25 protein-coding genes and 1 riboswitch are annotated in these 25,068 nt (G+C 36.3%); of the genes, 10 read left to right on the top strand and 15 right to left on the bottom strand.

The features are described 5' to 3' along the window. Positions 1–179 precede the first annotated feature (179 nt). From rny to DBR39_RS20710, 3 genes are all read left to right on the top strand, one after another. Positions 180–1,748 carry a ribonuclease Y gene (rny, locus tag DBR39_RS20720; protein WP_124536288.1) on the top strand — a complete coding sequence of 523 codons (1,569 nt, stop codon included), beginning with the start codon at positions 180–182 and terminating at the stop codon, positions 1,746–1,748. A gap of 73 nt (positions 1,749–1,821) precedes the next feature. Continuing rightward, a complete protein-coding gene (locus tag DBR39_RS20715; RefSeq protein WP_124536286.1) occupies positions 1,822–3,063 on the top strand; it encodes an MFS transporter in 1,242 nt (413 codons plus the stop codon). A gap of 169 nt (positions 3,064–3,232) precedes the next feature. Beyond that, entirely contained in the window at positions 3,233–3,421 is a 189-nt protein-coding gene (locus DBR39_RS20710) for a hypothetical protein (RefSeq protein ID WP_124536284.1), read from the top strand. A 79-nt stretch (positions 3,422–3,500) separates the two neighbouring features. Here the strand turns inward: DBR39_RS20710 and DBR39_RS20705 are convergent, their stop codons facing one another. The 4 genes from DBR39_RS20705 to DBR39_RS20690 form a co-directional block, all read right to left on the bottom strand. Further along, positions 3,501–4,436: a YeiH family protein gene (locus tag DBR39_RS20705; RefSeq protein WP_124536282.1), complete on the bottom strand. Its 936-nt coding sequence runs from the start codon at positions 4,434–4,436 to the stop codon at positions 3,501–3,503. 300 nt (positions 4,437–4,736) lie between these two features. Further along, positions 4,737–5,612, bottom strand: a complete 876-nt coding sequence (locus tag DBR39_RS20700) for a LysR family transcriptional regulator (RefSeq protein ID WP_124536280.1) — start codon at positions 5,610–5,612, stop codon at positions 4,737–4,739. A gap of 214 nt (positions 5,613–5,826) precedes the next feature. Further along, a complete protein-coding gene (locus DBR39_RS20695) occupies positions 5,827–7,134 on the bottom strand; it encodes a voltage-gated chloride channel family protein (RefSeq protein WP_185147238.1) in 1,308 nt (435 codons plus the stop codon). 31 nt (positions 7,135–7,165) lie between these two features. Continuing rightward, positions 7,166–7,233, bottom strand: a riboswitch (Fluoride riboswitch). Between the two features lie 173 nt (positions 7,234–7,406). Next, on the bottom strand, positions 7,407–7,874 hold the full coding sequence (locus tag DBR39_RS20690; protein ID WP_124536278.1) for an acyl-CoA thioesterase: 468 nt from the start codon (positions 7,872–7,874) through the stop codon (positions 7,407–7,409). A gap of 121 nt (positions 7,875–7,995) precedes the next feature. On the opposite strand from DBR39_RS20690, the gene DBR39_RS20685 reads away from it, so the two are divergent. Then, on the top strand, positions 7,996–8,352 hold the full coding sequence (locus DBR39_RS20685; RefSeq protein ID WP_124536276.1) for an arsenate reductase family protein: 357 nt from the start codon (positions 7,996–7,998) through the stop codon (positions 8,350–8,352). Between the two features lie 161 nt (positions 8,353–8,513). Next, positions 8,514–8,702: a hypothetical protein gene (locus DBR39_RS20680; protein WP_124536274.1), complete on the top strand. Its 189-nt coding sequence runs from the start codon at positions 8,514–8,516 to the stop codon at positions 8,700–8,702. A 58-nt stretch (positions 8,703–8,760) separates the two neighbouring features. On the opposite strand, the gene gcvT is transcribed toward DBR39_RS20680, so the two are convergent. Genes gcvT through idi form a run of 3 tightly spaced genes read right to left on the bottom strand, consistent with a single transcriptional unit; the run spans position 8,761 to position 10,829 of the window. Then, a complete protein-coding gene (gcvT, locus tag DBR39_RS20675) occupies positions 8,761–9,837 on the bottom strand; it encodes a glycine cleavage system aminomethyltransferase GcvT (RefSeq protein ID WP_124536272.1) in 1,077 nt (358 codons plus the stop codon). 9 nt (positions 9,838–9,846) lie between these two features. Beyond that, the gene (locus tag DBR39_RS20670; RefSeq protein ID WP_124536270.1) at positions 9,847–10,320 is read right to left on the bottom strand and encodes a hypothetical protein; all 474 of its coding nucleotides are present in this window, start codon (positions 10,318–10,320) and stop codon (positions 9,847–9,849) included. Continuing rightward, on the bottom strand, positions 10,320–10,829 hold the full coding sequence (gene idi / locus DBR39_RS20665; protein ID WP_124536268.1) for an isopentenyl-diphosphate Delta-isomerase: 510 nt from the start codon (positions 10,827–10,829) through the stop codon (positions 10,320–10,322). Before idi ends, DBR39_RS20670 begins: the two co-directional genes overlap by 1 nt. A gap of 280 nt (positions 10,830–11,109) precedes the next feature. Here idi and DBR39_RS20660 point away from each other — a divergent pair, with 280 nt between their 5' ends. Further along, positions 11,110–11,520 carry a phosphoheptose isomerase gene (locus DBR39_RS20660; RefSeq protein ID WP_103235036.1) on the top strand — a complete coding sequence of 137 codons (411 nt, stop codon included), beginning with the start codon at positions 11,110–11,112 and terminating at the stop codon, positions 11,518–11,520. A gap of 86 nt (positions 11,521–11,606) precedes the next feature. Next, a complete protein-coding gene (locus tag DBR39_RS20655; RefSeq protein WP_124536266.1) occupies positions 11,607–12,566 on the top strand; it encodes a D-2-hydroxyacid dehydrogenase in 960 nt (319 codons plus the stop codon). Positions 12,567–12,633: 67 nt separating this feature from the next. On the opposite strand, the gene mscL is transcribed toward DBR39_RS20655, so the two are convergent. Then, positions 12,634–13,011, bottom strand: coding sequence for a large conductance mechanosensitive channel protein MscL (gene mscL / locus DBR39_RS20650; RefSeq protein WP_124536264.1), 378 nt, complete (start codon positions 13,009–13,011; stop codon positions 12,634–12,636). 245 nt (positions 13,012–13,256) lie between these two features. Here mscL and DBR39_RS20645 point away from each other — a divergent pair, with 245 nt between their 5' ends. Then, entirely contained in the window at positions 13,257–14,774 is a 1,518-nt protein-coding gene (locus DBR39_RS20645; protein ID WP_124536262.1) for an NAD(P)H-hydrate dehydratase, read from the top strand. Positions 14,775–14,892: 118 nt separating this feature from the next. On the opposite strand, the gene lgt is transcribed toward DBR39_RS20645, so the two are convergent. Both lgt and yidD read right to left on the bottom strand, forming a co-directional pair. Next, positions 14,893–15,741, bottom strand: coding sequence for a prolipoprotein diacylglyceryl transferase (gene lgt / locus DBR39_RS20640; RefSeq protein WP_124536448.1), 849 nt, complete (start codon positions 15,739–15,741; stop codon positions 14,893–14,895). Positions 15,742–16,185: 444 nt separating this feature from the next. Then, positions 16,186–16,437: a membrane protein insertion efficiency factor YidD gene (gene yidD, locus DBR39_RS20635; RefSeq protein ID WP_047423501.1), complete on the bottom strand. Its 252-nt coding sequence runs from the start codon at positions 16,435–16,437 to the stop codon at positions 16,186–16,188. 102 nt (positions 16,438–16,539) lie between these two features. On the opposite strand from yidD, the gene DBR39_RS20630 reads away from it, so the two are divergent. Further along, positions 16,540–17,817: a replication-associated recombination protein A gene (locus DBR39_RS20630; RefSeq protein ID WP_124536260.1), complete on the top strand. Its 1,278-nt coding sequence runs from the start codon at positions 16,540–16,542 to the stop codon at positions 17,815–17,817. A 50-nt stretch (positions 17,818–17,867) separates the two neighbouring features. Here the strand turns inward: DBR39_RS20630 and DBR39_RS20625 are convergent, their stop codons facing one another. The 5 genes from DBR39_RS20625 to DBR39_RS20605 all read right to left on the bottom strand — a co-directional run bounded on the left by DBR39_RS20625 (position 17,868) and on the right by DBR39_RS20605 (position 23,406). Next, the gene (locus DBR39_RS20625; RefSeq protein WP_124536258.1) at positions 17,868–18,305 is read right to left on the bottom strand and encodes a hypothetical protein; all 438 of its coding nucleotides are present in this window, start codon (positions 18,303–18,305) and stop codon (positions 17,868–17,870) included. A 113-nt stretch (positions 18,306–18,418) separates the two neighbouring features. Further along, complete coding sequence (locus tag DBR39_RS20620) at positions 18,419–20,653, bottom strand: DUF2339 domain-containing protein (RefSeq protein WP_124536256.1); 2,235 nt, start codon at positions 20,651–20,653, stop codon at positions 18,419–18,421. A 109-nt stretch (positions 20,654–20,762) separates the two neighbouring features. Beyond that, positions 20,763–21,473 carry a hypothetical protein gene (locus DBR39_RS20615; RefSeq protein WP_124536254.1) on the bottom strand — a complete coding sequence of 237 codons (711 nt, stop codon included), beginning with the start codon at positions 21,471–21,473 and terminating at the stop codon, positions 20,763–20,765. 363 nt (positions 21,474–21,836) lie between these two features. After that, the gene (pheA, locus tag DBR39_RS20610) at positions 21,837–22,685 is read right to left on the bottom strand and encodes a prephenate dehydratase (RefSeq protein ID WP_124536252.1); all 849 of its coding nucleotides are present in this window, start codon (positions 22,683–22,685) and stop codon (positions 21,837–21,839) included. Positions 22,686–22,995: 310 nt separating this feature from the next. Further along, positions 22,996–23,406, bottom strand: coding sequence for an acyl-CoA thioesterase (locus DBR39_RS20605; protein ID WP_124536446.1), 411 nt, complete (start codon positions 23,404–23,406; stop codon positions 22,996–22,998). Between the two features lie 135 nt (positions 23,407–23,541). On the opposite strand from DBR39_RS20605, the gene dnaA reads away from it, so the two are divergent. Then, the gene (gene dnaA / locus DBR39_RS20600) at positions 23,542–24,996 is read left to right on the top strand and encodes a chromosomal replication initiator protein DnaA (protein WP_109738306.1); all 1,455 of its coding nucleotides are present in this window, start codon (positions 23,542–23,544) and stop codon (positions 24,994–24,996) included. The last annotated feature ends 72 nt before the right edge of the window (positions 24,997–25,068 follow it).

Here is a 25,068-nt window from a genome sequence, read left to right as displayed (position 1 = left end):
AGGTAAACTCAACGCTAAACAATTACCGAACAAATGTCCATCGAATGGCGTGCCGGATTCCGGATTACAGACAGTGGAAATCAGTTCAAATCGTGTTGATTAGGAGTTTACTCTCAATCCCTGGATTATTGTAGGCTTTTTTATTTGGATATGAAGACAATTAAAACTCAATATATATTATGACAACAGCCATTATAGCCGGCGTTATCTGCTTAGTTATTGGGGCGATAATAGGGATGTTTTTCTCTAAAAGCTCACTGAATACTAAGGCAAAATTTATCATAGATGATGCAACAAAAAATGCCGAAAACCTTATAGAAAAAGCTACCGTACAAGCCGAATCCATAAAGAAAGAAAAAAACCTTCAGGCAAAAGAAAAATTCCTGGAACTGAAATCCCAGCATGACGCAGATATTCAATCTCGTGAAAAGAAAATGCAGGAGGTTGAAAAAAGAACCAAAGACAAGGAACATAAGCTGAATGACGAGCTTAGCAAGACTGGAAAACTTGAAAAAGATTTAGATAAGCAGATTGGAGATTACGCTAAGAAAAACGAAATTCTTGAAAGAAAACAGCAGGAATTAGATGTAGCTACCACTAAGAAAGTAGAAATACTTGAAAAAATATCTAATTATACCGCTGATGAAGCCAAAGCAGAATTGGTAGAAACCATGAGAGCTGAAGCCAAAACAAGAGCTCAGGCGCACGTTCAGAGCATCATGGAAGAAGCTCAGATGAATGCTAAAAACGAAGCGAGAAAAATCGTTATCCAAACGATCCAAAGAATCGGAACTGAGCAGGCTATCGAAAATTCAGTATCAGTATTCAATATCGAGTCTGATGAAGTGAAAGGTAGAATTATCGGTAGAGAAGGTAGAAATATCCGTGCTTTAGAAGCTATAACAGGAGTGGAAATTATCGTTGATGATACTCCGGAAGCGATCCTTCTTTCATGCTTTGATCCGGTAAGAAGAGAAATTGCAAGACTATCCCTTCACAGATTGGTTACCGATGGTAGAATTCACCCGGCAAGAATCGAAGAAGTAGTTGAAAAAACTAAAAAACAGATTGAAGAGGAAATCATTGAAGTAGGGAAGAGAACGATCATTGATTTAGGAATCCACGGATTACACCCTGAGTTGATCAAAATCGTAGGGAGAATGAAATACCGTTCTTCTTACGGACAAAACTTACTACAGCACTCGAGAGAAGTAGCAAACATCGCTGCAACAATGGCTGCTGAATTAGGATTAAACGTAAAATTAGCAAAAAGAGCAGGTCTACTACACGATATCGGTAAAGTTCCTGAGCAGGAATCAGAATTACCACACGCTCTATTAGGGATGCAGTGGGCTGAGAAATACGGTGAAAACCCTGAAGTAGTAAACGCTATTGGAGCTCACCACGATGAGATTGAAATGAAGTCGTTATTATCGCCGATCATTCAGGTAGCCGATGCGATCTCAGGAGCAAGACCAGGAGCAAGAAGACAGGTGCTGGAATCTTATATTCAGAGACTGAAAGACCTTGAATCTGCAGCATTAAGTTTCGAGGGAGTATCCAGCGCTTATGCAATCCAGGCAGGTAGAGAACTAAGAGTAATGGTAGAGAGCGGAAAAGTAAATGACGAAGTCGCTTCTCAGCTTTCTTACGATATCTCTGAGAAAATTCAGAATGAACTGACTTATCCGGGACAAGTAAAAGTAACAGTAATCAGAGAAACGAGAGCTGTGAATATTGCCAGATAATAATCAAAAAAAGATATTTGATAAAAACCTTTCAAGAAATTGAAAGGTTTTTTATTTTTATCAAAACTTAAAAATGCAAGAACTGTCCTTGTCTTCAAAACTGAAGTACATTTTCTCTATTCCCGTTATTATTTCTGCCTTAGGCTATTTTGTGGATATCTATGACCTCCTTTTATTCGGAATCGTTAGAATACCGAGCTTAAAAGCATTGGGACTTAATCCCGATGCAGACGGAACCTTTATTCTGAACTGCCAGATGATAGGGCTTCTTATCGGAGGAATTTTCTGGGGAAGCCTTGGTGATAAAAAGGGAAGGCTTTCTGTTCTTTTTGGCTCTATCTTGGTGTATTCCTTAGCCAATATAGCCTGTGGATTCCTTCCTTACTTTCCAAAAGAGCATCTCGTATATCAATATGCGGGCTTAAGGTTTATTGCAGGAATAGGACTGGCCGGAGAGCTTGGAGCAGGAATTACATTGGTTTCTGAAAGCCTGCCGAAGAATTTAAGAGCAATCGGAACCTCAGTGGTAGCCGGTTTTGGACTAATGGGAGCGGTGGTGGCTCAGCTTACGGTAGAATTGGCCGGAGGATGGAATATCTCCTATATTATTGGGGGAATAATGGGAATCCTGTTATTAATCCTGAGAATAAGTGTATCCGAATCCGGAATTTATAAAAATATCGTTCATAAAAATGTCTCGAAAGGGAATTTTCTATCCTTTTTTACCAATAAAGACAGATTGGTAAGATATTTAAAATGTATTGCGGTAGGATTACCTACTTGGTATTGCATAGGGATTCTGGCCGTTTTAGCCAATCAATTTGCCCCTGAATTGGGAATCAAGGATATCAATCCAGGAAAAGCAATTATGTGGGCCTATATAGGGATTTCTGTGGGTGATCTGTTGAGTGGTTTTATTTCTCACGCTTTAAAATCCCGTAAAATGGCCATTTTTTACATGCTGATCTTTACGATTATCGGGGTGGCAATTATGTTATTCGGGAATACCAATACAGAAACAAAATATTATTTGTTCTGCGTATGGCTTGGGTTTGGAACAGGATATTGGGCTATGTTTGTGACCCTTGCAGCAGAGCAGTTCGGAACCAATATAAGAAATACAGCAACGACAACCGTTCCCAATATGGTAAGAGGGCTTGTACCTGTCATGATTTTGGCTTTTGATTCCCTTAAAGGTCATTTCCCGGTTATAGAAAGTGCTGCCATAGTAGGAGTCGTAGTTTTTGGACTTGCATTTTATTCTTCGCTTACGATCTCAGAAACTCACGATAAAGACCTTGAGTTTACAGAATAATTTAAATTGTTTAAAAAACGAGAATCTGACATTCCTTATTTTGAATATAATAATTCAGTTAAAATCAATAAATTATTAAATTTTATACTGATTTTTGTTGCACGTAATTAATATTTGTTTAACTTTGGGAGACAACTAAAACTAATTTATCTAATTAAAACTAAACCACATGAACGCAATCAAAAATGCTAAAAAGCTAGGAAAACAAGACTTGAAAAATATTACTGGAGGTATAAGCGGTAAGCCAGATTTATCTCTTTGCGGATGCAGCTGCTCAGGATCTGTAACAGGACCTGAATATTGCTCTCAATATATAGGTTGTCTACAGGTTTATACTTGTAACCAGTCTGCAGTATAAAAAAATTATTTCAATACGAAATAAACATTTCCACATTTAATATGCAGAACCCTCTTGATTTCAAGAGGGTTCTGCTCTTTTAATGGATAATATAAAGAAGACTGCCAACACTTATCGTAATCCAAAGGATCACAGCGGTGAGTAAAGGCTTTAATCCTATTGATTTCAGTGTCTGAAGAGAAAGAGTAGAGCCAATGAAAAATAAGGTCAGATTCAATCCGGATTTTGCTATAACTGTTATTGAAGTACTGAAGCGGTCAAGAAACGGGAAATACGTATTCAAAAGAATAGCCACAATAAAGTAACCGATGAACCAGGGAATCTTTATTTTTGAGTCTTTACTTTTAAAAATAAACATGGTAATCAATGAAATTGGGATAATCCACAAGGCACGCGCCAGCTTTACGGTAGTTGCTATTTTCAAAGCTTCATCTCCATATTTACTGGCAGCCCCTACCACAGAACTTGTGTCGTGAATACCTACTGCACACCAAAGACCAAACTGTTCCTGAGAAAGATTCAGCAGGTGCCCTATGGCAGGATAGACAAACAAGGCAATAGAATTTAAGGTAAAAACGATAGCCAGCGCAAGTGAAATCTGTTTCGTGCTCGGTTTGATAATAGGAGATATCGCTGCAATGGCGCTCCCACCACAAATAGCTGTTCCTGCAGAAAGGAGATAGGATAAAGGTCTTTCCAGCTTAAATATTTTTCCAAGAAAATAGCCCAAAACCATTACCGTAACAATACTTACAACAGTCAGCATCAATCCTGTTTTTCCGGCGTGAAGCGCTTCATCGAGCTTCAGTCCGAATCCCAGCCCTACAATTGAAATCTGCAGCAGTAAATGAATATAATGATGAAGATGTTTCTCAAAAGGATTTCCTATAAAAACAGCCAGGGCAAAACCTAAACCTAAAGCAATGGGTGAAGATATAAGCGGGGTAAGGCACAGAACAGCCAATACAATAAAAAATACTTTCCGTGTCATTTCATTTTGAATGAAATTTTTCATAATGCGAACTTTTAAAATCTGCATCAAAATTCCGGAAAATACTATTACAAAGTAAATCGTATTTTGTTATATCGGATAACTAAAAGTTATAAGTAATAAAAGATAAAAGATAAAAGATCTTATCGTTACATTTTACTCTTTGCTTGAGTATATCAATAGGGTTGGGCTTTAGCCCAGCCAAATAAATTAAAAAAAATCCATTGGCTTCAGCCAAAACTTAAAAGCTTTGTATGTTTTTAATAACAATGCTAAAAAATAATAGGATTTTTCTATTATTAATAGATTTACATCATAAGGAGATTACTCTGCAAACCTCAGGAAAAGCTTAATCAGTTCAGACTGTTCACCCTTAGGTAGAATAAAGTGGAAATCTCTTTCAATACTGAAGTTTTTAATATCAATAACAGTCAGGATATTGTTTTTCAATTCATTCAGAATTGTACTGATAGATAGGAATGCCATACATTCAGAGTGGAGAAGGTAGTTTTTTATACTTTCACTGCTTCCCAGCTGGATTACCGTATTTAATTCATTGATATTGATTTCTTTCTCCTTCAGCCGGTTTTGTATAAATTCAAGAGTCCCGGATCCCTGCTCCCTGAAGATCAGATCGAGTTGATAGAGATCTTTTACATGTAAGGTTTTATGAGCAAGAGGGTGATCTGATTTTGCGGCGAGAACAATTTCATCAGACTTAAAAGTCTTATATTCAAAATAAGAAGACTGAGATTCTCCTTCAATAATACCCAGATCAATTTTTTCTTCTTTTAAAAGTGTAGAAATTGCTTCCGTGTTTCCGGTAAGAAGTTCGATCTTAATATCTTTATAATAAGTATTGAATTTTGCTAAAATCTCAGGTAAAATATACTGTGCAACAGTTGTACTTGCCCCGATAATCAGTTTTCCTTTATGCTGCTGATTGATTTGGCTGATTTCAAATTCCATGTCGCGGTAGACATTTCTTATCTTTTCAGCATGTTCATACAGAATCTTTCCGCTTTGAGTCAGCTGGATAGAAGTTCCCTTACGATCAAATAACTTGGCACCTACCTGAATTTCAATTTCTTTAATATGTTTAGTAACAGCGGGTTGTGAAATATGAAGCTCTTCTGAAGCTTTAGTGAAACTTAATCGGGAAGCTACCGTATGGAAAACTTTTAATCTGTAATCGAACATGGGGTAAAATTACGAATTATAGTTGGAAATGGAGAAGGTGGGTGAGAGAGTTTGAGAGTGGGAGGAGTTTAGTGTAGCGAGGTTCGGGATACGGGTTGATACTTGTTCACTTATTTTGTTGCTAAATACTGGTTATTTTTATTTGTTGTAGTTGCCTGCTTATAACCTTTACATTTTGAAACTCAAAACCCCGAATCACGAATCCCATAACCCTTTATAAAAAATCTGAAACTGATTGATCCTGCTGACTTTCATACCTTCTGTTTTTAGCTTCCCCGATTTTCTGTTGGGTATAAATACTGTTGTGACCCGAAAGAAGATAAGAAATAACACAGGCAATAGCCACATACACTCCACATTCAGCACCAAACAATTCAATTCCCATCAGCATACAGGCTAAAGGCGTATTGGTGGCTCCTGCAAATACTGCTACAAACCCCATTCCTGCCAATAATCCGAATGGTAACGGAATAAAAAGAGATAATGCACTGCCTAAAGTTGCTCCGATAAAAAACAAAGGAGTGACTTCTCCACCTTTGAATCCGGCGGAAAGCGTAACGATGGTAAAGATCATTTTTAAAGCAAAATCATACAATGGAAGCTGTTTTTCAAAAGATTCTACAATCACAGGAATTCCTAATCCAATGTATCGGGTAGTACCCATCGCAAAAACAGCCAGTGCAATAATAATTCCGCCTGCTACAGGACGAAGTGGAGGATATTTAATTTTGGATTTGAAAACAGATCCCATCCAATGAATGATTTTACTGAAAGTCGCAGCACAGATTCCGAAAGCAATTCCTGCCAGAATACTGTAGAGAATTGGTAAAAACTCAAGTTTTGGGATAAAATCAATATGATAATGGGTGTGTTTTACATTCCAGAGATTAGTAGCCCAGTCTGCCAGAATAGCAGAGGCAAAAGCAGGAAAGATGGCATTATACCGTATTCTTCCGATCAGAAAAACTTCAAGACCAAAAACCGCTCCGGCCAGAGGAGTCCCAAAAATAGAACCAAATCCGGCAGCAATAGCAGCAATGATTAGTATTTTTCTTTCATTTCTGTCCAGTTTAAAAGGCTTGGTAAGCTGATCTGCTATAGCACCGGCCATTTGGAGTGCTGTTCCTTCACGGCCTGCAGATCCTCCTAAGAAATGGGTTACAATGGTTCCCAGATAAACAAAAGGAGCCATTTTAAACGGAATAATTCCTTTGGGGTCATGAATTGTATCAATCAACAGATTGTTTCCGGCTTCAACCTCTTTTCCGAAGTAATAATAAAGAAGTCCTATCAGAAATCCTCCAACAGGAAGCAATGCAATTAGCCAGAGATTATTTTCTCTGAAATTCGTTGCCCATTCCAATGATTGAAGAAACCCTGCAGAAGCGGTTCCAACCAAAGCACCAATAATAATACTGATACACAGCCATTTTAAAATATAAGGCAGCGCTGGAAATTTTCTGAAGAAAAAATAAGTGTGAAAAATTGCTTTTTTACCAAGTGTCCATTGTTTTTTTGACATATTATTCCTGATTAGTTATTGGTTAATAATCTATTAATCAGGCGTCATCAGCTTTTGTAAAGCGGTTGGGTAAGGAAGAACACCATTTCCTTTTGATACTACAAATATAAAAAGAATTTGTTTTTAAAAAGAATTTTTTTGCTGCTGGTTTTTTTGTTTCGCGGTTCGGGTTACGAGTTATATTCGTTGCGAGTTACAAGTTATATACCCACAACATTAAACCCTCAAACCCTCAAATACTCCCACTCTCAAACTCCCGAACCTCGCATCCCTTACAAAAAAGGTTTCATTTCATCCTCAATCTGGGTTCTCAGCTCCATCAGGCGTTTAGCATATATTTCCTGCTGCTTTTCCTCTTCGGTTGTTGGGATCCATTTGGGCACAGGAAGTTTTTTACCATTTTCATCCACGGCAACAAAAACGATGATACAATGGGTTTTTTTCTCAAAAGTGGGCTGTTTCAGGTTTCTTGAAAAAACATTGATCGCAATATGCATACTTGAAGTTCCGGTATAGATCACCTGGGCATCTACTTTTACCACTTCCCCGATTTTGATTGGGTCATAAAAACGGATTCCGCCTACATAGACTGTGACAGAATAATTACCACTCCAGGTCGTTGCACACGCATAACCCGCCTGATCAATCCATTTCATAACGCTTCCTCCATGTACATTTCCTCCGTAATTAACATCTGAAGGCTCTGAAATAAACTGAAACGTAATAGGCTTGTTCTGCATCTTTATAAAATTTTAATAAAGTTATTTAATAATTTCCAAAGTTTTAGATTAAATCCTACTTTTGAAAGACGAAACTTTCAATGAAAGAGAATTTTAACAAACAAAAGATTTAGAAATAGAAATGAAGAAAGTATTTTATCTCAACACATGTGATACCTGCAGAAAAATTTTAGCCCAATTTGACCTTACAGACTGGGAACTTCGTGAAATCAAAAAAGTGCCAATCACTAAAGAAGAATTGGCCGAGATGTATAAGAAAACAAAATCATACGAGGCATTATTCAGCAGAAAGTCTACGCAGATCAAATTGAGAGGTTTGGATGTGAAATCTTTAACAGAAAAAGATTTTAAAGAATTACTGTTGGATCATTATACATTTTTAAAGCGTCCCGTTTTCATTACAGATCAGGAGATTTTTGTAGGAAATGATAAATCAAATGTGGAAGCTCTTCAAACATTTTTTGGAGTAAACCCTTAGATTAACGACTGAAAAATACAGTCAATAGTATATTCTGCTATGTTCAATTACTGAGCATAGCTTTTTTTAATTTAAATATTTGATTTTCAATGCAGTGTTTGTTTTTTAAGGTGTTTGTTATGGCAAAAATACTTATATTTATAATCACCAAAATTTATAATATGAAAACAAACTTTTTAAAAACAAAGAATCTTAACAGATCAGCTTTAAAAAAAATTAATGGTGGAGGTAACATTCTTCCGGTTAACTGTAATAGATTATGTGGGGGTGCAGGCGGAGTGATTTCCAATACACCCGGAGTAGGCGATGTCTGCTCTCCTGATAGAAAAATATGCTGTATCTGTCTTTAAACAAAAAAGAGGCTGTGATTTGTTCACAGCCTCTTCTCTTTTTACTATTTTTTTCCAATTATACAAAAGGAGCTTTCACTACTTTTGCAGGAATGTTCTTATTTCTTACCTGAATGAAGATTTCAGAACCTAATTTGAAATGAGGCTTGTCTACATACGCAAGACCTAAACCTACTTTCTTCATAGGAGATTGTGTTCCTGAAGTTACTTTTCCGATTACGTTTCCTTCTGCATCTACTACAGGATAATCATGTCTTGGAACTCCTTTGTCTGTAAGTTCAAAACCAACTAATTTTCTGGTAACTCCCTCTTCTTTTTGTTTTGCGAAAACATCTTTAGAAACGAAATCCTTATCAAACTTGGTGATCCATCCTAAACCAGCTTCAATAGGAGAAGTCGTATCATCGATGTCATTTCCGTAAAGACAGAACCCTTTTTCTAATCTTAAAGTATCTCTGGAAGCCAATCCACAAGGAATAATTCCTTCTTCTTTACCTGCTTCCATTACAGCATCCCAAAGTTTCTCAGCACTTTCATTGTTAAAATAGATCTCAAAACCACCGCTTCCTGTGTATCCTGTGTTCGAAATGATGATATCATTTTCTCCGGCAACAGTTCCTACTGTAAAATGGTAGTAAGGAATTTCTGAAAGATTTACTTCCGTAAGCTTTTGAAGGATTTCAGTAGCTTTAGGCCCCTGAACTGCCAATAAAGACATTTCATCAGAAGCATTGGTCATTTTAGCTCCGAAAGTATTATATTTTGAAATATGATTCCAGTCTTTGTCAATATTGGAAGCGTTTACCACCACGAAATATTTGTCATCATCCATTTTGTAAACGATAAGGTCGTCTACAATTCCTCCCTTTTCGTTCGGAAGACAAGAATACTGAGCTTTTCCGTTTTCAAGCGCATCAACGTTATTGGTCGTTACAAACTGTAAAAGGTCTTTTGAACCCGGCCCTTCGATGAAAAACTGTCCCATGTGGGAAACATCAAATAGTCCTGCTTTTTCTCTTACTGCAAAATGCTCTTCTGTAACCCCTGAATATTGAACAGGCATTTCAAAACCTGCGAAAGGTACGATCTTAGCTCCCAAAGAAACATGTTTGTCGTACAAGGCTGTTTTCTTCATATTTAATTTTTATTTCTTTATTTTAAAACTGTTAAAAGTCTCATTGAATAAGGTCATGTAGTTTCCGTTCCAGAATTTCTGGCCACAATTGATGGAAACTAAATATAAGTTTTTGTCTTTTTGAAAAGCTTTGGTTACCCAGAACAGCTTTTCTTTTTCATCAAAGTGCTCATATAGATATTCTGTATATCCTTTTTGGCTCTTTTTATCTTTTACTTTATTCTCCTGATCTTCTGATTGATAAAGTGCCAGGATGAATTTTTTCACTTCTTCTTTTGGAAGCGGTAAATCATGATATTCCGAAATGGTAATAGCGCCTATCTGGCTGGTAGGAAAAATGTTGATGATCTCACTGTCATTAGTAGATTTCCAGCCATCAGGAACATTAATGGAGTAGTTGGAATTTTCATATACTTTTCCCTTTTGGCCAAAAAATAGACTTCCTGTCAAAAGAGCAGAAAAAAACAATATTTTTTTCATCATTAAAAATGGTGTTTATATTCTTCCAGAATGATTTTGAACCATTCCGTAAAGTTTTCAGGATGCTCAGAAATTTCTTTATCCAGATCTTCTATGGAAATGAATCTTACCTCTTCCACTTCGTCTTTATTTAAATTGAAATCAGCTTCATGATTTCCCACAAATACATGATCCAGCTCGTGTTCCCAAAGACCACCACCAACATCTGCCTTGTAGATAAAATTGAATTTTTCTGAAAGTTCGGCCTCTATTCCCAGCTCTTCTTTAAGTCTGCGAACAGCGCCTTCCTCATAAGTTTCTCCTGCTCTTGGGTGCGAGCACACGGCATTAGTCCATTGGTTAGGAGAATGGTACTTTCCTGAAGCCCTTTTCTGAAGAAGCATTTCTCCTTTATTATTGAAAAGAAATACAGAAAAAGCGCGATGTAACAGGCCGTTGATGTGAGCCTGCTGTTTTTCCATCAGCCCCATAACTTCATCTTCAGGATTTACTAAAACAACAAATTCTTCCATTCCTACAAATGTAAGAGTAATAAATGTATTTTGGAAATTTTTAGATAAACATCATACTTTTTGTAATAATGCTATTAAGAGGAAGAATAATAGGTAAATTCAATTATTCACTAAAAAGAAAATATAAAACGAAAAATTTTAACTATTTGCTGTGAAATGATTAATAAAATATTGATATTATTCTTTAGATAATAGTTTTTATAGTAAAATATTAACATAAAGTAAGATTAATATGCCTGATAGTTGTAAAAGCGCTAACTTTGTTACTTAATATTTAGTGATGGAATTAGAATACATTGAACACATTAGTCCTATTCTAAAGGATGGAACAAAAAATTACTTAATAGATATCGACGGAACCATTACTGATGACGTTCCCAACGAAGAACCGGAAAGAATGGTTACCTGCGAACCTTATCCTGATGCACTGGAAACTGTCAACAAATGGTATGACGAAGGACATCAGATCTGCTTTTTTACTTCAAGAACCGAAAATCTGAAACAAATCACCATAGACTGGCTGGATAAGCATGGTTTCAAATACCACAGCGTGCTTTGCGGAAAACCAAGAGGAGGAAATTATCACTGGATAGACAATCACTTGGTAAGAGCGACAAGGTATAAAGGAAGATTTACGGATTTGGTAGAAAAACAAGTCACCATTGAAGTATTCAAAGAAGACGGCGAATAAAAATATAATTCAAAGATTTAAAGATTAAATGTGAACCTGTTCCTTTAATTTTTAAATCTTTCATTTTTTAATATACTTGATATTTTATGAAAGTTTTAGCAAACGACGGCCTGGATCAATCTGGAATTGATGCATTGACAGAAAAAGGCTTTGAGGTGATCACTACAAAAGTTCCACAGGAATTTTTGGTAGATTATATTAATGAGCATAAAATCCGCACCCTGCTGGTGAGAAGTGCTACACAGGTAAGAAAAGATATTATAGACAATTGCCCATCCATCGATATCATCGGTAGAGGGGGAGTAGGTATGGATAATATTGATGTAGACTACGCAAGAGAAAAGGGGATTCACGTGATCAATACGCCTTCCGCATCTTCAGAATCGGTGGCTGAACTTGTTTTTGCCCATTTATTTTCAGGAGCGAGATTTCTTCAGGACTCCAACAGAAAAATGCCTTTGGTAGGAGATACTGAATTTGGAGGTCTTAAAAAAGCATATGCTGCCGGTATTGAATTGAGAGGAAAAACCATCGGTATCATCGGAATGGGAAGAATCGGACAGGAAGTAGCAAGAATTGCTTTAGGACTTGGGATGAGAGTGGTTGCTGCTGATAATAATATAGGAAAAGCCAGCATCAAAGTGAAGTTTTACAATAATCAATTCATTAATGTTGATATAGAAACAGAACCCCTGCAAGAAGTTTTGAAACATTCAGACTTTATTACCCTGCATGTTCCTGCGCAGAAAGACGGGTATATGATTGGTCAGAATGAATTTGAAATGATGAAAAACGGAGTGGCTATTGTCAACTGTTCAAGAGGAGGAGTTATTGATGAAACAGCTTTGATCCATGCATTGGATTCCGGTAAAGTAAGATTTGCGGGACTAGATGTTTTCATTAACGAGCCAACCCCTTCTAAGGAAATCCTTACTCACTCTAAAATCTCTCTTACCCCTCACACCGGTGCTTCTACTCTTGAAGCACAGGATAGAATCGGGCTTTCTCTTGCAGAGCAGATTTCAAGCATTTTACAGATTCAATAATTTGAAACGATATAACAAAAGCACCTCCATGGAGGTGCTTTTTTATGTTTAAGCTGTTATGTACAGATTATATATTTTTACTTTTCAATAAATCTCTGATCTCTGTCAGTAATTTTTGATCATCTGTAGGTCCTGCAGGAGCTGGGGCTTCTTTTTTGTTAACTTTATTAGCTAGCTTGATGATCCAGAAAAGAACTACAGCAATACATAGGAAGCTGATTACTGCTGAAAGGAAATTTCCATAAGCAACACCATTCCACGTAAGTTTTGCAATGTTTTCTGCTCCCGCTGCTTTCAATGCCGGATTTAATATCAGAGGAGTGATTACATCTTCTACTAAAGACGAAACAATTTTTCCAAATGCAGCACCAATGATCACACCGACAGCAAGATCGAGAACATTTCCTTTAAAGGCAAACTCTTTAAATTCTTTAACAAATCCCATAATTTATATTTTTTTAATTAGTATATACACAAAAATATAATTAAAAAATGTAAAAAACACTACTTTTTATAGTTTTTTATTCCCAAAATATTGAATTTTCTATTGAAATTTTATACTCTGTTTTAATAAATATTTTGGCTTTACAGAGATCCTTTATCTCATTCATGATGCCTCCTTATTTTTATTAACGACGTGATATCATAATGAAAAATCTTTTGTAATTTGCTTAAAAGTTTAGTTTACTTATGAAAATTTTCACCGCAGAACAAATACGCAGCTGGGATCAGTTTACGATTTCTCATGAGCCCATTTCTTCGATTCAATTGATGGAAAGAGCTTCTATGGCTGTTGCCCACTGGATTTCTGAACATTGTAAAAATCATAAAAAACTGGCCATATTTTGTGGTAACGGAAACAATGGAGGTGATGGACTGGCGGTGGCAAGAATGCTTTATCTGAAAGGTTTTGATGTGGATCTATTTATAAGTGATTCCAAAAGAAAATTTTCAGAAGATGCTTCTGTCAATCTGAAAAGACTTCGGGATATATCAGGAATTTCGGTCAGGAAATTTGATCATAATGAGCCATATAATTTCGATGATAAAACCATCATTATAGATGCCCTTTTTGGAACAGGATTGTCTCGGCCGTTGGAAGGAGATCATAAAATGCTTGTTGAAAAACTGAATCAAAAGAAGAATATTAAAATTTCTATTGATGTGCCTTCCGGGCTGTCTGCAGATGGAATGTTTGATAATGATGCGGTTATTCTGAAAGCTGATTATACCCTGACTTTTCAATGCTGGAAAAGAACTTTTCTTCATCCTGAAACGGGTAAATATACAGGAAAAGTAGAAGTACTGGATATTGATTTGAGTAAACCATATGCTGAGACAGCCGATGCTGAATATTTTGTAATCGATGATCAATTGATAGAGCCGATATTCATCCCCAGACAAGAATTTTCTCATAAAGGAACCTATGGCAAAGCTGTAATCATAGGAGGAAGCTATGGGAAAATAGGAGCAGCGGTACTCGCTACAAAATCAGCTTTAAAAACGGGAGCAGGACTTACCTTTACCTTAGCTCCGGAATGTGGATATGAAATACTGCAGACTTCATGTCCTGAAGCAATGTTCATAGAAGGAGGAGAGAAGTTTGTAACAAATTTCGAAATTGATAAAGATTTTACTTGCGGAATAGGACCTGGCTTGGGAACCGATCCCGATACCGGGAAAAACTTTTTGAATTTTCTTAAAAAATATACCCAGCCTCTGATTCTGGATGCTGATGCTTTGAATATCATTGCTGAAGATCCGAAAAACCTGAAATCAATCCCCCAAAAGTCAATTATCACCCCGCATCCGAAAGAGTTTGAAAGGCTTTTTGGCGGTACAGAAAACTCTTTTAAAAGGCTTGAACTCGCTAAAGAAAAAGCAAAAGAGCATGGTGTTTTTATTGTTCTGAAAGATCACCATACCCAAGTTATTACTCCGGAAGGAAATGTATTCTACAATATAACCGGAAATGCGGGCCTTGCAAAAGGAGGCAGCGGAGATATTCTTACCGGAATCCTTACTTCGCTGTTAGCACAAGGATATTCGGAAGAGCATACCTGTATTTTGGGCGTGTGGCTGCATGGAAGAGCTGCTGATCTTGCTTCAGAAAAAGATTCAAAAGAATCGATGCTGCCTACTGATGTTATTGATGAATTCGGAAATGTTTTTGATGAACTGAACAGGAGGGCGGTGAGGAATTTATAATCAGGAAAAGACCATGAGTAAAATGGTTTTTTAAGATCTATAAAATAAAAGAGGCAGATTTGTAATTCTACAAATCTGCCTCTTTAGCTTTTTAGCGGTTTCGTTCTTTTACCGAAATTTATTCAGGTTTTTCATTTTCTGCCTGAGTGATCTTGAATTTTTTAGAAACAATCATAATCACAACTCCTGCAATCATAAAAGGAATAGAAAGAACCTGACCTGTGTTCAAACCACCTATCTGGATAAACTCATCTCCTTGCGGTTCTTTAAGGAACTCAACAAAGAATCTGATAGCCCAAAGAATGATAAAGAACAGACCGAATAACCAGCCTTGCTGATATTTTTTATCTGTTTTTCTGTATAAGATCCATAATAAAATGAACAGCAGAACATACCCTACAGCTTCAAATAACTGGCTTGGATAACGTGGTACGGTAAGACCATATTCACTGCTTTGCTGTGGGAAAAGTAAAGCAAACGGAGAATTTGGATCTGCCGGTTTTCCAACAATTTCAGAATTGAAAAAGTTCCCCATTCTCACAAATGCACCTCCCAATGACACTACAATTCCCAATCTGTCATATACCCAGAGAGGATTTTTCTTGATGATCTTATATGAATAATAAAGAGTCGTAAGGATAAGTGCGATGGTAGCTCCGTGGCTTGCTAATCCTGAAAATCCTGTAAATTTCAACCCGTTTTTTGTACTGATCGGTAAAAATACGCTCCAGAAATCTTCTTTGAATAATTCAGGCTGGTAAAATATAACATGTCCTAATCTTGCTCCCAGGATTGTTCCTATCAATGTAAATGTAAAAAGAGGTTCCAGATATTTCTGGTTTATATTGTCAATCTTAAAGATTCTGGTCATTAAAACATATCCAAAACCAAAAGCAAATACGAACATCAGGCTATAAAAATGAAGCGTAAATGATCCGATATGAATGCCTTTTGAAGGGTCCCATATTTTAAACGGAGTTTCAAGCGCTACCTTATCAGAGTCAGCGATTGGCTTCACTGTTTTCACCGCATATTTGAATGTTGTAATATTTTCAGGAGTAGCGGATGTATCAATCAGCTTAAAGTTTTTATCAAAAAACTGGTATTTTGAATCTTTGAATCTTGACAACGTTGAAATACCATAATTAGTAGGTTCAAAATTGGATTCATTAAGTATGACAACAAGAGATGGGCTTTTATCTGTTTCTCTGTCTGGAAAAGTACTCAGATCTCCCAACTCAGTGGTTGAATAGATTTTTACAGGAACATTGTTTCCGTTGATATCTAAAGTTCCGTCAGATAAACCTCCAGGGTATTCCTGTGCAAAGAGAAGCTGCGTCATGAACGCAAATAGCACAAGATAAATTCTGAAAAAAATAGTATTCATTTTTCTATTGATTTAATAGTTTGATTATTGACATTTATGTTTGGGTGGAACGGGATCGTAACCGCTGCCTCCCCATGGATGACATCTTAAAATTCTTTTAAATCCCAGCCAGAAACCTTTAAAAATCCCATGAACACGAAGTGACTCGATCATATAATGAGAACAGGTGGGTTCGTAACGGCAGTTTTTGGGAAGTAAGGGCGAGATGAACCATTGGTAAAATTTGATCAAAATTACCAGCGGAAATGTAATGATTTTATTGAATGTAAGTTTCAAAACAATGCAAAAATAGGGTAAAAAAATGAAAATTAGTTTAAATTTGTTATAAGTTTCGGAGATCGGAAATCCGGAACATTGATCTGAAAAAATAGAATTACTTTGAATCAAAATATTCCATTAGCTGAAAAATTAAGACCCAAAACCCTGAACGATGTATTGGGGCAGGAGCACCTTACCGGAGATAGAGGAACGATCAGGAAAATGATTGAAAATAATGCCCTGAATTCCCTTATCCTGTGGGGACCTCCCGGCACCGGAAAAACAACATTGGCAGAAATTATCTCGGAGCAGTCGGGAAGGAAATTCTATAAGCTTTCCGCAGTTTCTTCCGGAGTAAAAGATGTACGGGATGTGATTGAAGATGCGAAGAAACAGAATCTGTTTTCTGGAAAATCCCCCATCTTATTTATTGATGAGATTCACAGGTTCAACAAGTCTCAACAGGATTCACTGCTGCATGCGGTAGAAAAAGGCTGGATTGTTTTGATAGGAGCCACCACAGAAAATCCAAGTTTTGAGGTAGTTTCGGCATTGCTTTCAAGAAGCCAGGTGTATATTTTAAAAGCTTTAAGCTATGAAAAGCTGGAAGAATTGATTGATATCGCTTCCGAAAGATACAATAAGGAAGAAGGAACCGACTTTAAAATCCTTGAGAAAGAAGCTTTCATTCAATATTCAGGCGGTGATGCCAGAAAACTGATCAATTCCGTAGAGTTGGTTTTGAATCAGTATAGAAATTCAACAACCACAGAAATTATCAATTCCGATGTTCTTGAAGTCCTTCAGGAAACAATGGCTCTTTATGATAAAAACGGGGAACAGCATTATGATATTATTTCAGCCTTTATCAAATCGATGAGGGGAAGTGATCCTAACGGAGCTGTGTATTGGCTGGCGAGGATGATTGCCGGGGGAGAGGATATTAAATTTATTGCCCGGAGGATGCTTATTCTGGCGTCTGAAGATATCGGACTTGCTAATCCGAATGCACTGGTGATTGCCAATAATTGTTTCCAGGCTGTGAATGTGATCGGGAATCCTGAAGCAAGAATTATCTTAAGTGAAACGGCTATATATCTTGCAGTTTCTCCCAAAAGTAACTCTGCTTATATGGCGATTAACGAAGCAGTGGCTTTGGTGAAACAGACCGGAAACCTGCCTGTTCCGCTTCATCTGAGAAATGCTCCTACAAAGCTGATGAAAGATCTTGATTATGGGAAAGAATATAAGTATGCCCATTCTTATGAAGGGAATTTTGTAGACCAGGACTTTCTTCCTGAGGAAATCAAAAATATAAAACTGTATGAACCGGGTAATAATTCCACGGAAAAGAAAATTTACGAAGAGCTTAAGAAAAAATGGAACAATAAATATTAGAAATAAAAAAAGGATGCTGCCAAACAGGATCCTTTTTTTATAGTATTCAATTATTCGGTAGTGTAAATAAATAACGTTTTCTTACCGTTGTGATCTTTTGTTTCTGCTCTTTTCTTGATCTCAGGATAAATCACAGTGCTTGTATCCGTAAATTCATATCCTTCAATAAATACAGGAGTATCTGCTGCAACATTGTATTGTACGTTGATGTCAGATAATGGCATTCTGTCAAATATATTTTCTCCGTTTTTGAATTTGTATTCAGTCACCCCTTTTGTAAAAACAGAACTGTATTTTTTTAAACTTTGGGGAAGGCTTGCCGCAGTATTGTATACTTTAGAAACCTGCAATACATTTTTTCTTGCATTGAACAGTTCTACTGTTCCAATAGCATTGTCAGCAACTGCAAACTTTACAGCGGGATTTTTTTGCTGTGCAAATAAAGTGGCAGAAGATAGTATTAAAAAAGAATAGAGTAATTTTTTCATAATCAGAATATGTAACTGTTAAAAACGTGATAAATATAGTTATTTTTTATAAAATGTGAATAAAATCTTGAATTGTTTTAAACTTTATTTAGAGATAAAAACATTTATACTCATTATAAATCAGTGGTTTCTTCGCTTTTACCTTTTTTATCAACCATATTTCTGATAATATTTTTCAAACGCTGGAAAGCAAAAGAACTTAATAATAAGATCATTCCAAGAATGATGAAAGCGCTGATTCTTGAGATATTGTCCATTTGCCATACGTCATAACCATAAAGCTTTACTACCATAAGACCTACTAGGGCAAAACCAATCTTATTGTATTCCTGGATATTCTTCTTTAAACCGATATAAATAAAAATACTGGCAAGAATTGTCCATATAATGGGTAAATAAAGAATATTAAAGTGTTCACTTACTTTATAAGAATGTTGAATATCATTGGAAACACTTAAAACATAGGAGTGGTGAAGCTCGCAGCTTATAGAAATGATTAAAGCGAATGAAAGAATCCAGTAAGATATTTTGCGTTCGTGAAATCCTGAAAAAGGGATCATCCTAATATAAGCATATATAAAAGGAATCCACTGAAGAAGGTGCAGCAGATAAAATCCGGGCTGTAGTTTTTTTGATAAAACAGCGGTCACTACAGAAGATGTTGAAAAAGAGATATTCAGAATCAGTAAAAAAAGAAACAGGTAAATCAATACATTTTGAAAGCTGTTACTGATCTTTAAATTCTTTCTGAAAAGCAACAGAATAAAGATGTAGAAAATGCTGTATAACAATCCTACGTTTATAATGGCTGCCCATGGCATATCGGAGATATGATAAATGATTTCCAGAAGAAGAGCAATGTAAATAACCCCGTAGCTGATCACAGTAATAAGGTCTTCCAGGAAATTGCCTGTATTCTCTTCTTTTTCTTTCTGGGTGTTTTTTAATATCAATAGATTGATGACTGTTGAAGCAATAGTAACCAGGCTGGTCAAAAATACAGGATTGAAAATAATACCAAGATTCTTTGTGTCAGAATATTCAGCCCAGGTAATCATCTGTGCAATAATGACTAACGGGAAAAGAACGTAAAAACAGATTTTGAAAATTCGTTGACCTGTTTTTTTCCAGATAAAAAGAAGTAAAGCTGTTTCTATCGCCCACACACTTGTGATGAGGTGGGTTTTGAACTGTATTGCAACAGCCGTAGTGATTAAACTTATTGTTATTCCTGCAAATACAGAATAAGCGGAACCATGATTTTTTCGTCCATATTCCCTGAAGAAAAGAATAGCGTTGATCACTGCAAAAGTTATCGGGAAGATAGTTGCAGGTTCATATTTTAATTCATTAAATGTATAAATGAGGCCAATAATGCTTGAAAAATTAATCAGAGCAAGCATGAGAATACTCGAAATGGAAAGCGTATTCTTCCTAAAGTACTCATATAAGGCAAAAACATAGAAGATGATATAGCTAATGATATAGAAGACAATACTCAAGAGTTCGGGATGATCAGCAGTCCAGTACAAAAGATAAAGGGTAGTGAATAGATAAGCTGTCCATCCAATGCTCTTCCAGTGTTGAAGCAATGTTGCAGCAAGCATTCCTATATTCAGTAAATTGATGTAGATTAAAAGGAAAAGATAATTGCTTTGTCCGGTACTAATCATCAAAGGAGCAGTGAAGCCGCCTATTAATGAAAAAATAATCAATACTTCACTCTTATAATAATAGGATAGGACAATAGATACTGCAGTAATCAGTGCAGTGATGATAAAAGCCGTGTTTTGGGTGAAGAGATGGTACTCACGGAAAGCAATAGTAGCGGTGAAATATAAAACGGCAATTCCTCCTCCTGTTATAATAGATGCGAATGCGGTATAATTTTTTCTGAGAAAATGACCGATAAGGACAATACCAGCTCCTGTGCACAATCCAATTCCTGCTCTTGCTGTTTCTCCGATCCAGTTTTTATCAATAGCGTACTTTACAAAATAGCCAATACCCAGAACAAGGGTAAAAATACCAACAATGGTAAGGATGTTTTGTTTCAAAAAATCAAAAACAGGGGTGAGCCAGTCTTTTTGAACAGGTGTTGATACTTCGTGATGTTCTTCACTATGCTTTACATCTTCATGATAGACTTGCTGAGCTTGTACTTGCTGTGGAATAATAGGTTCTTCCGTTGAAGTTTTTTTATGAATCACTTCAGACGGAGCCTGAACCTTATTGATTTTATAAGTAAGGTCTGAGATTTCCTTTTCAAGTTTTCTGATTTTGGTATTCAGGTTATTGAAAATGATGAAAATTATAACGATTAGGATGACAGCAACAAATTCATTCATTTCATAGTTTTTATCAAATATAAAGAAATGTTTGAGAAGCTATTGAAAAATTAACCCATCACAATATCGGTGATGGGTTAACGGTATAGATAACTAACAATATGTTTTACTAGTTGGATACTTTGTAAATGTAGAACGATGCAATACTGGATCCTAGTAAACCTACACTAATATTTCCTGTGTCAACAAGCCCAAAAGAGACTTTGTCACCAGCCTGGAAAGAATATAGTGAATTGATACTGGAATCAGAAAATGTAATGTTGATTGCTAGGGCAAGGTTAACACCACTGAAAGGACGTGTGTCTATTAGCGTTGTTACAGCCGCCCTTGTTCTTGCGATTCCGATACCAGGAGCTCCTGATAATAGCGAAGCCTGTAGTCCTGTTCCATACCTGAATGCAAATCCAACAGCATATACACCAGCAGATGGGATTGTATATGAACCGTCTGCATCTGTAAATAAAGCGGCACTTCCTATGGTTCTGTCTGTTGTCACAAAGTTTACTGGTTGAAACGATCCAGGTAAAACTCCTAAACTCAGAATATTTAGACCTGTGGATTTTCTTGCGTTATACACTGTGCTGTTAGTTCCGGCTGCTGCGGATAATAATGCCGGGTCCACTGAGAAAACCTGAGTCGTTCCCTGGTTAACTGCTAAAACCTGATATCCGGGTAGTGCTGTGGCTGCTGGGATGTCTCTAACTTTTAATGTTCCGTTAACGTCTAGTGTGGCGGCTGGCGTGCTTGTGTTGATACCAACCTGTGAAAATAAAGGTACGGTTGCGCATGCCAACATTAAGCTGTAAAGTTTAGTTTTCATGATCAAGATTTTTAATTAGTTGCTTAGCAAATATACAATAAAAATTATACTCTACATTGTGAATATTTTATTTTTAATATTAATATGTTGTAATATATTTAAACATATGTTTATATTTTAAATGATTTTACTTCATAATATAATTACGAGTTATTATAATTGTTTTTTAATTAATTGTCTGTTTATAAGGGTTTTAATAAAAAATAATTCTCCCTTAATGGTGGGTTATTTTTTTACTGAGAATGAATTAAACAAGCAGAATGTTTGCAATGAAAGAATTGCTTTTTTATAAGTATTGGCAGGTTTTATTATAAAAAAAACACTGCCTTGGAGGCAGTGTTTTAGTAGATGTATTACTTTTTTTTAGCTTTCTAAGAGGAATTCTTTGTAGTTTCCAAGAAAATCAACATTGGCATGGATCGATTCTAGCTCTTTAAGAGCATTGCCATGTAGGACTTCTTTCCATGGGCCTTCGACATTGATAAAAAAGAAATAATTGCCCAGTCCTGTTTTCAAGGTTCTGGATTCAATTTTACTGAGGTTCATCTTTCTCCACGCAAAAACAGATAAAACCTGATGTAATCCACCGGGATGATCCTCAGGGAGAGTAATCAGCATTCCTGATTTTTCACCCAAAGTTTCCAGATTATCATTTTCATATTTGTCCTGCTGCTTAGAGATGATGATAAACCGGGTGTGGTTCTGTTCAAAATCCTGAATATTGCGGTTGATAATCTTCAGTCCATATAAATTGGCTGCAAACTGGTTGGCTACTGCTGCAATAGGAGTATCCTTGTTCTCTGAAACAAATTTTGCAGCGGCGGCTGTAGAAGAAAAGTCCTGTTTGGGAATCTCTTTATAATGAGTATCCAGAAAATGGAAGCTTTGTGCAAGAGCTTGTGGATGTGAATATATTCTTTCAATATTCTCAATAGAATTTTCCGGATGAATCATAAGGTGGTGTGCAATGGGCATTACTGCTTCTGCTTCAATCTTAATAGACGGAGTCTTATATAAATAGTCCAGTGTCATCGAAACGGTTCCCTCAATAGAGTTTTCCAAAGGCACAACCGCTTTTACTGCTTCTCCGCTTTCAACAGCATTAAAACAATCCAGAATACTGGCTTGTGGTAATAGCTCATTATCAGGAAAAAGCTGGGCAGCGGCAAGCTGGGTAAAACTGGCGTGGGGTCCCAAAAATGCAATCTTCATAATATTAATATATATAGGGATGATTAAAATAAAGGTACAAAGGTGCGAATTAATTCATAAATGGAACTCAATGTTCAATGTTTTGGATTTAAAATTAAAGGTATCGGCAGCTATCTTTTTGTTGCTGGTTGGGTAGTTCCTTCCTTCCTTCCTTCCTTCCTTCCTGGATCTCTAGTCATACTTATTAGTTCTTCAATCTTGGCTCTCCATTCAAAAATTCACCGTTGACATCAATAGTCCTCCATTAATATTAGACTGAGTATTTTCCCTGCAACCTACAACCTGCTACCTAACATCTGCTACCCGCCTCCTACACCTTCCAATTCTTCTCAATCATTTCCATCAAAAAATCCGGACACTTGATGACCTTATTCGTTTTTGCATCCAGAAAGAATAGAGTAGTGGAAGCTTCTGTTATTTTAATATGCTCTTCATTGTAAATTTCATATTCAAAATCAATCCTCACTCCCGGAATTTTTTTGACATAAGTATGAATTTCTAATTTTTGGTCATACAAAGCGGGTCGGATATATTTAATTTTATATTCCGAAACCGGAAGCCAAATTCCTTGGTTTTCAATTTCATCGTATGAAATTCCTATGCTTCTGAAGAGCTCAACTCTTCCCACTTCGAGATACTCTGCGTAGTTGCCATAGTATACATATTTCATCGGATCCGTCTCTGCGTAACGTACTCGTATTGAGTGTGTTGTGTGTATCATTTTAGGTGCTAAATTATACATACAAATATATTTTTAAATAATCAATAGCTGCAATATTTTTTTTTGAAAAGAAAAAATTGGACCTTTGTCTTCCTTCTAAACACAGTACAAACAAAGAATAATCGGGGCATAAAAATGGATGACAATTTAATGATGATATGGCAGAAATGCCTTCAGTTTATGCGTGATAACCTGAACGCAGCTGAAGACAATTCTGACCTGAAAAAACTTGAAAAATCTTTCGATATGTTATTTGATAAGATTCAGCCGCTTTCATTAGTAGCTAACAATCTTACACTTATCGTACCGAGTGATTTTTACAAGGAATATATAGAGGACAATTACTTATCCTTGCTTTCTGCTGCCCTGAAGAAAAATATAGGAAAAGGAGTGAAATTATGGTATTCTGTGATGGAAAACAGACCAAAAGGTGAAGAAAAACCGGTTACCATGAACATCAAGGGACAAAGTGTTCCCACTCCAAAAACTCAGGAAACAATGCCACAAGGTTTCTCTGCAAATATTGTAAATCCTTTTGTAGTTCCTGGAATAAGAAAAGTAAATATAGATTCTAACCTGAAACCTGACTATTCATTTGATAGTTATGTAGAAGGAGAAAGCAATAAATTCGCAGCCACTGTAGCAAGATCCATTGCAAAAAGACCCGGTGCAACAGCTTTCAACCCGTTATTCTTATATGGAGGGTATGGAGTTGGAAAAACCCACTTGGGACAGGCTGTAGGTCTTGAAGTAAAAAATCAGTTTCCAGACAAAGTAGTTCTTTATCTGTCTTCTGAAAAGTTTATCCAGCAGTTTATCTCTGCTGCCAAAGCACACAAGCAGACTGAGTTTGCCAACTTCTACCAAATGGTAGATGTACTGATCATTGATGATATTCAGTTTTTATCAGGAAAATCAGCAACACAGGATAGCTTCTTCCATATTTTTGATCACCTGCATCAGAACGGAAAGCAGATTATCCTTACTTCTGATAAAGCGCCTGCAGATATTATGGATATTCAGGACAGGATTGTTTCCCGTTTCAAATGGGGACTTTCTGCAGAAATCAAATCTCCGGATCTATCTACAAGAAGACAAATCATTGAAGATAAACTAAGCAGAGACGGAATCGTTCTTCCGGGAGATATGCTGGACTTCCTTGCTGTAGAAACGAAAACCAATGTAAGAGAACTGATCGGGGTCATCAACTCTGTGATCGCTTACTCTACAGTATATAAAAGAGACCTGAGTCTTGAATTGTTGAAGGAGACTATCAACAGAATTGCTGCCAATCAGAAAAAAATCATCAATATTCCTTACATTCAGGAAGTGGTATGTGATTATTTTGGAATCAAAAAAGAACAATTACTGTCAAAGACAAGAAAAAGAGAGATTGCATTACCAAGACAGCTTGCGATGTACTTCTCTAAAGAATTAACCAATTCTACATTTAGTAAAATCGGTGAGGAAATGGGAGGTAAAGACCACTCGACAGTAATGTATGCTTGTGATACCATCAAAGACGTATCGAAAATTGATAAAGAAATCAAGAAATACGTAAAAGACCTTACAGAAAGAATCAAACAATAAACAGTGTTGAACTGAAATAAATTAAAATGAAGGATAGTTTTATTCTTCATTTTTTATTTAGTTTTGTCATCA

The organism is Chryseobacterium sp. KBW03 (assembly GCF_003852415.1).
Lineage (GTDB): Bacteria > Bacteroidota > Bacteroidia > Flavobacteriales > Weeksellaceae > Chryseobacterium > Chryseobacterium viscerum.
Note: the sequence above shows the minus strand (reverse complement) of the source record. Positions and strands in the feature narration are given on the sequence as shown.

Coding starts and splice junctions, on each gene's coding strand:
- rny (WP_124536288.1), top strand. CDS start 180: ATGACAACAGCCATTATAGCCGGCGTTATCTGCTTAGTTATTGGGGCG.
- DBR39_RS20715 (WP_124536286.1), top strand. CDS start 1,822: ATGCAAGAACTGTCCTTGTCTTCAAAACTGAAGTACATTTTCTCTATT.
- DBR39_RS20710 (WP_124536284.1), top strand. CDS start 3,233: ATGAACGCAATCAAAAATGCTAAAAAGCTAGGAAAACAAGACTTGAAA.
- DBR39_RS20705 (WP_124536282.1), bottom strand. CDS start 4,436: ATGAAAAATTTCATTCAAAATGAAATGACACGGAAAGTATTTTTTATT.
- DBR39_RS20700 (WP_124536280.1), bottom strand. CDS start 5,612: ATGTTCGATTACAGATTAAAAGTTTTCCATACGGTAGCTTCCCGATTA.
- DBR39_RS20695 (WP_185147238.1), bottom strand. CDS start 7,134: ATGTCAAAAAAACAATGGACACTTGGTAAAAAAGCAATTTTTCACACT.
- DBR39_RS20690 (WP_124536278.1), bottom strand. CDS start 7,874: ATGCAGAACAAGCCTATTACGTTTCAGTTTATTTCAGAGCCTTCAGAT.
- DBR39_RS20685 (WP_124536276.1), top strand. CDS start 7,996: ATGAAGAAAGTATTTTATCTCAACACATGTGATACCTGCAGAAAAATT.
- DBR39_RS20680 (WP_124536274.1), top strand. CDS start 8,514: ATGAAAACAAACTTTTTAAAAACAAAGAATCTTAACAGATCAGCTTTA.
- gcvT (WP_124536272.1), bottom strand. CDS start 9,837: ATGAAGAAAACAGCCTTGTACGACAAACATGTTTCTTTGGGAGCTAAG.
- DBR39_RS20670 (WP_124536270.1), bottom strand. CDS start 10,320: ATGATGAAAAAAATATTGTTTTTTTCTGCTCTTTTGACAGGAAGTCTA.
- idi (WP_124536268.1), bottom strand. CDS start 10,829: ATGGAAGAATTTGTTGTTTTAGTAAATCCTGAAGATGAAGTTATGGGG.
- DBR39_RS20660 (WP_103235036.1), top strand. CDS start 11,110: ATGGAATTAGAATACATTGAACACATTAGTCCTATTCTAAAGGATGGA.
- DBR39_RS20655 (WP_124536266.1), top strand. CDS start 11,607: ATGAAAGTTTTAGCAAACGACGGCCTGGATCAATCTGGAATTGATGCA.
- mscL (WP_124536264.1), bottom strand. CDS start 13,011: ATGGGATTTGTTAAAGAATTTAAAGAGTTTGCCTTTAAAGGAAATGTT.
- DBR39_RS20645 (WP_124536262.1), top strand. CDS start 13,257: ATGAAAATTTTCACCGCAGAACAAATACGCAGCTGGGATCAGTTTACG.
- DBR39_RS20625 (WP_124536258.1), bottom strand. CDS start 18,305: ATGAAAAAATTACTCTATTCTTTTTTAATACTATCTTCTGCCACTTTA.
- DBR39_RS20620 (WP_124536256.1), bottom strand. CDS start 20,653: ATGAATGAATTTGTTGCTGTCATCCTAATCGTTATAATTTTCATCATT.
- DBR39_RS20615 (WP_124536254.1), bottom strand. CDS start 21,473: ATGAAAACTAAACTTTACAGCTTAATGTTGGCATGCGCAACCGTACCT.
- pheA (WP_124536252.1), bottom strand. CDS start 22,685: ATGAAGATTGCATTTTTGGGACCCCACGCCAGTTTTACCCAGCTTGCC.
- DBR39_RS20605 (WP_124536446.1), bottom strand. CDS start 23,406: ATGATACACACAACACACTCAATACGAGTACGTTACGCAGAGACGGAT.
- dnaA (WP_109738306.1), top strand. CDS start 23,542: ATGGATGACAATTTAATGATGATATGGCAGAAATGCCTTCAGTTTATG.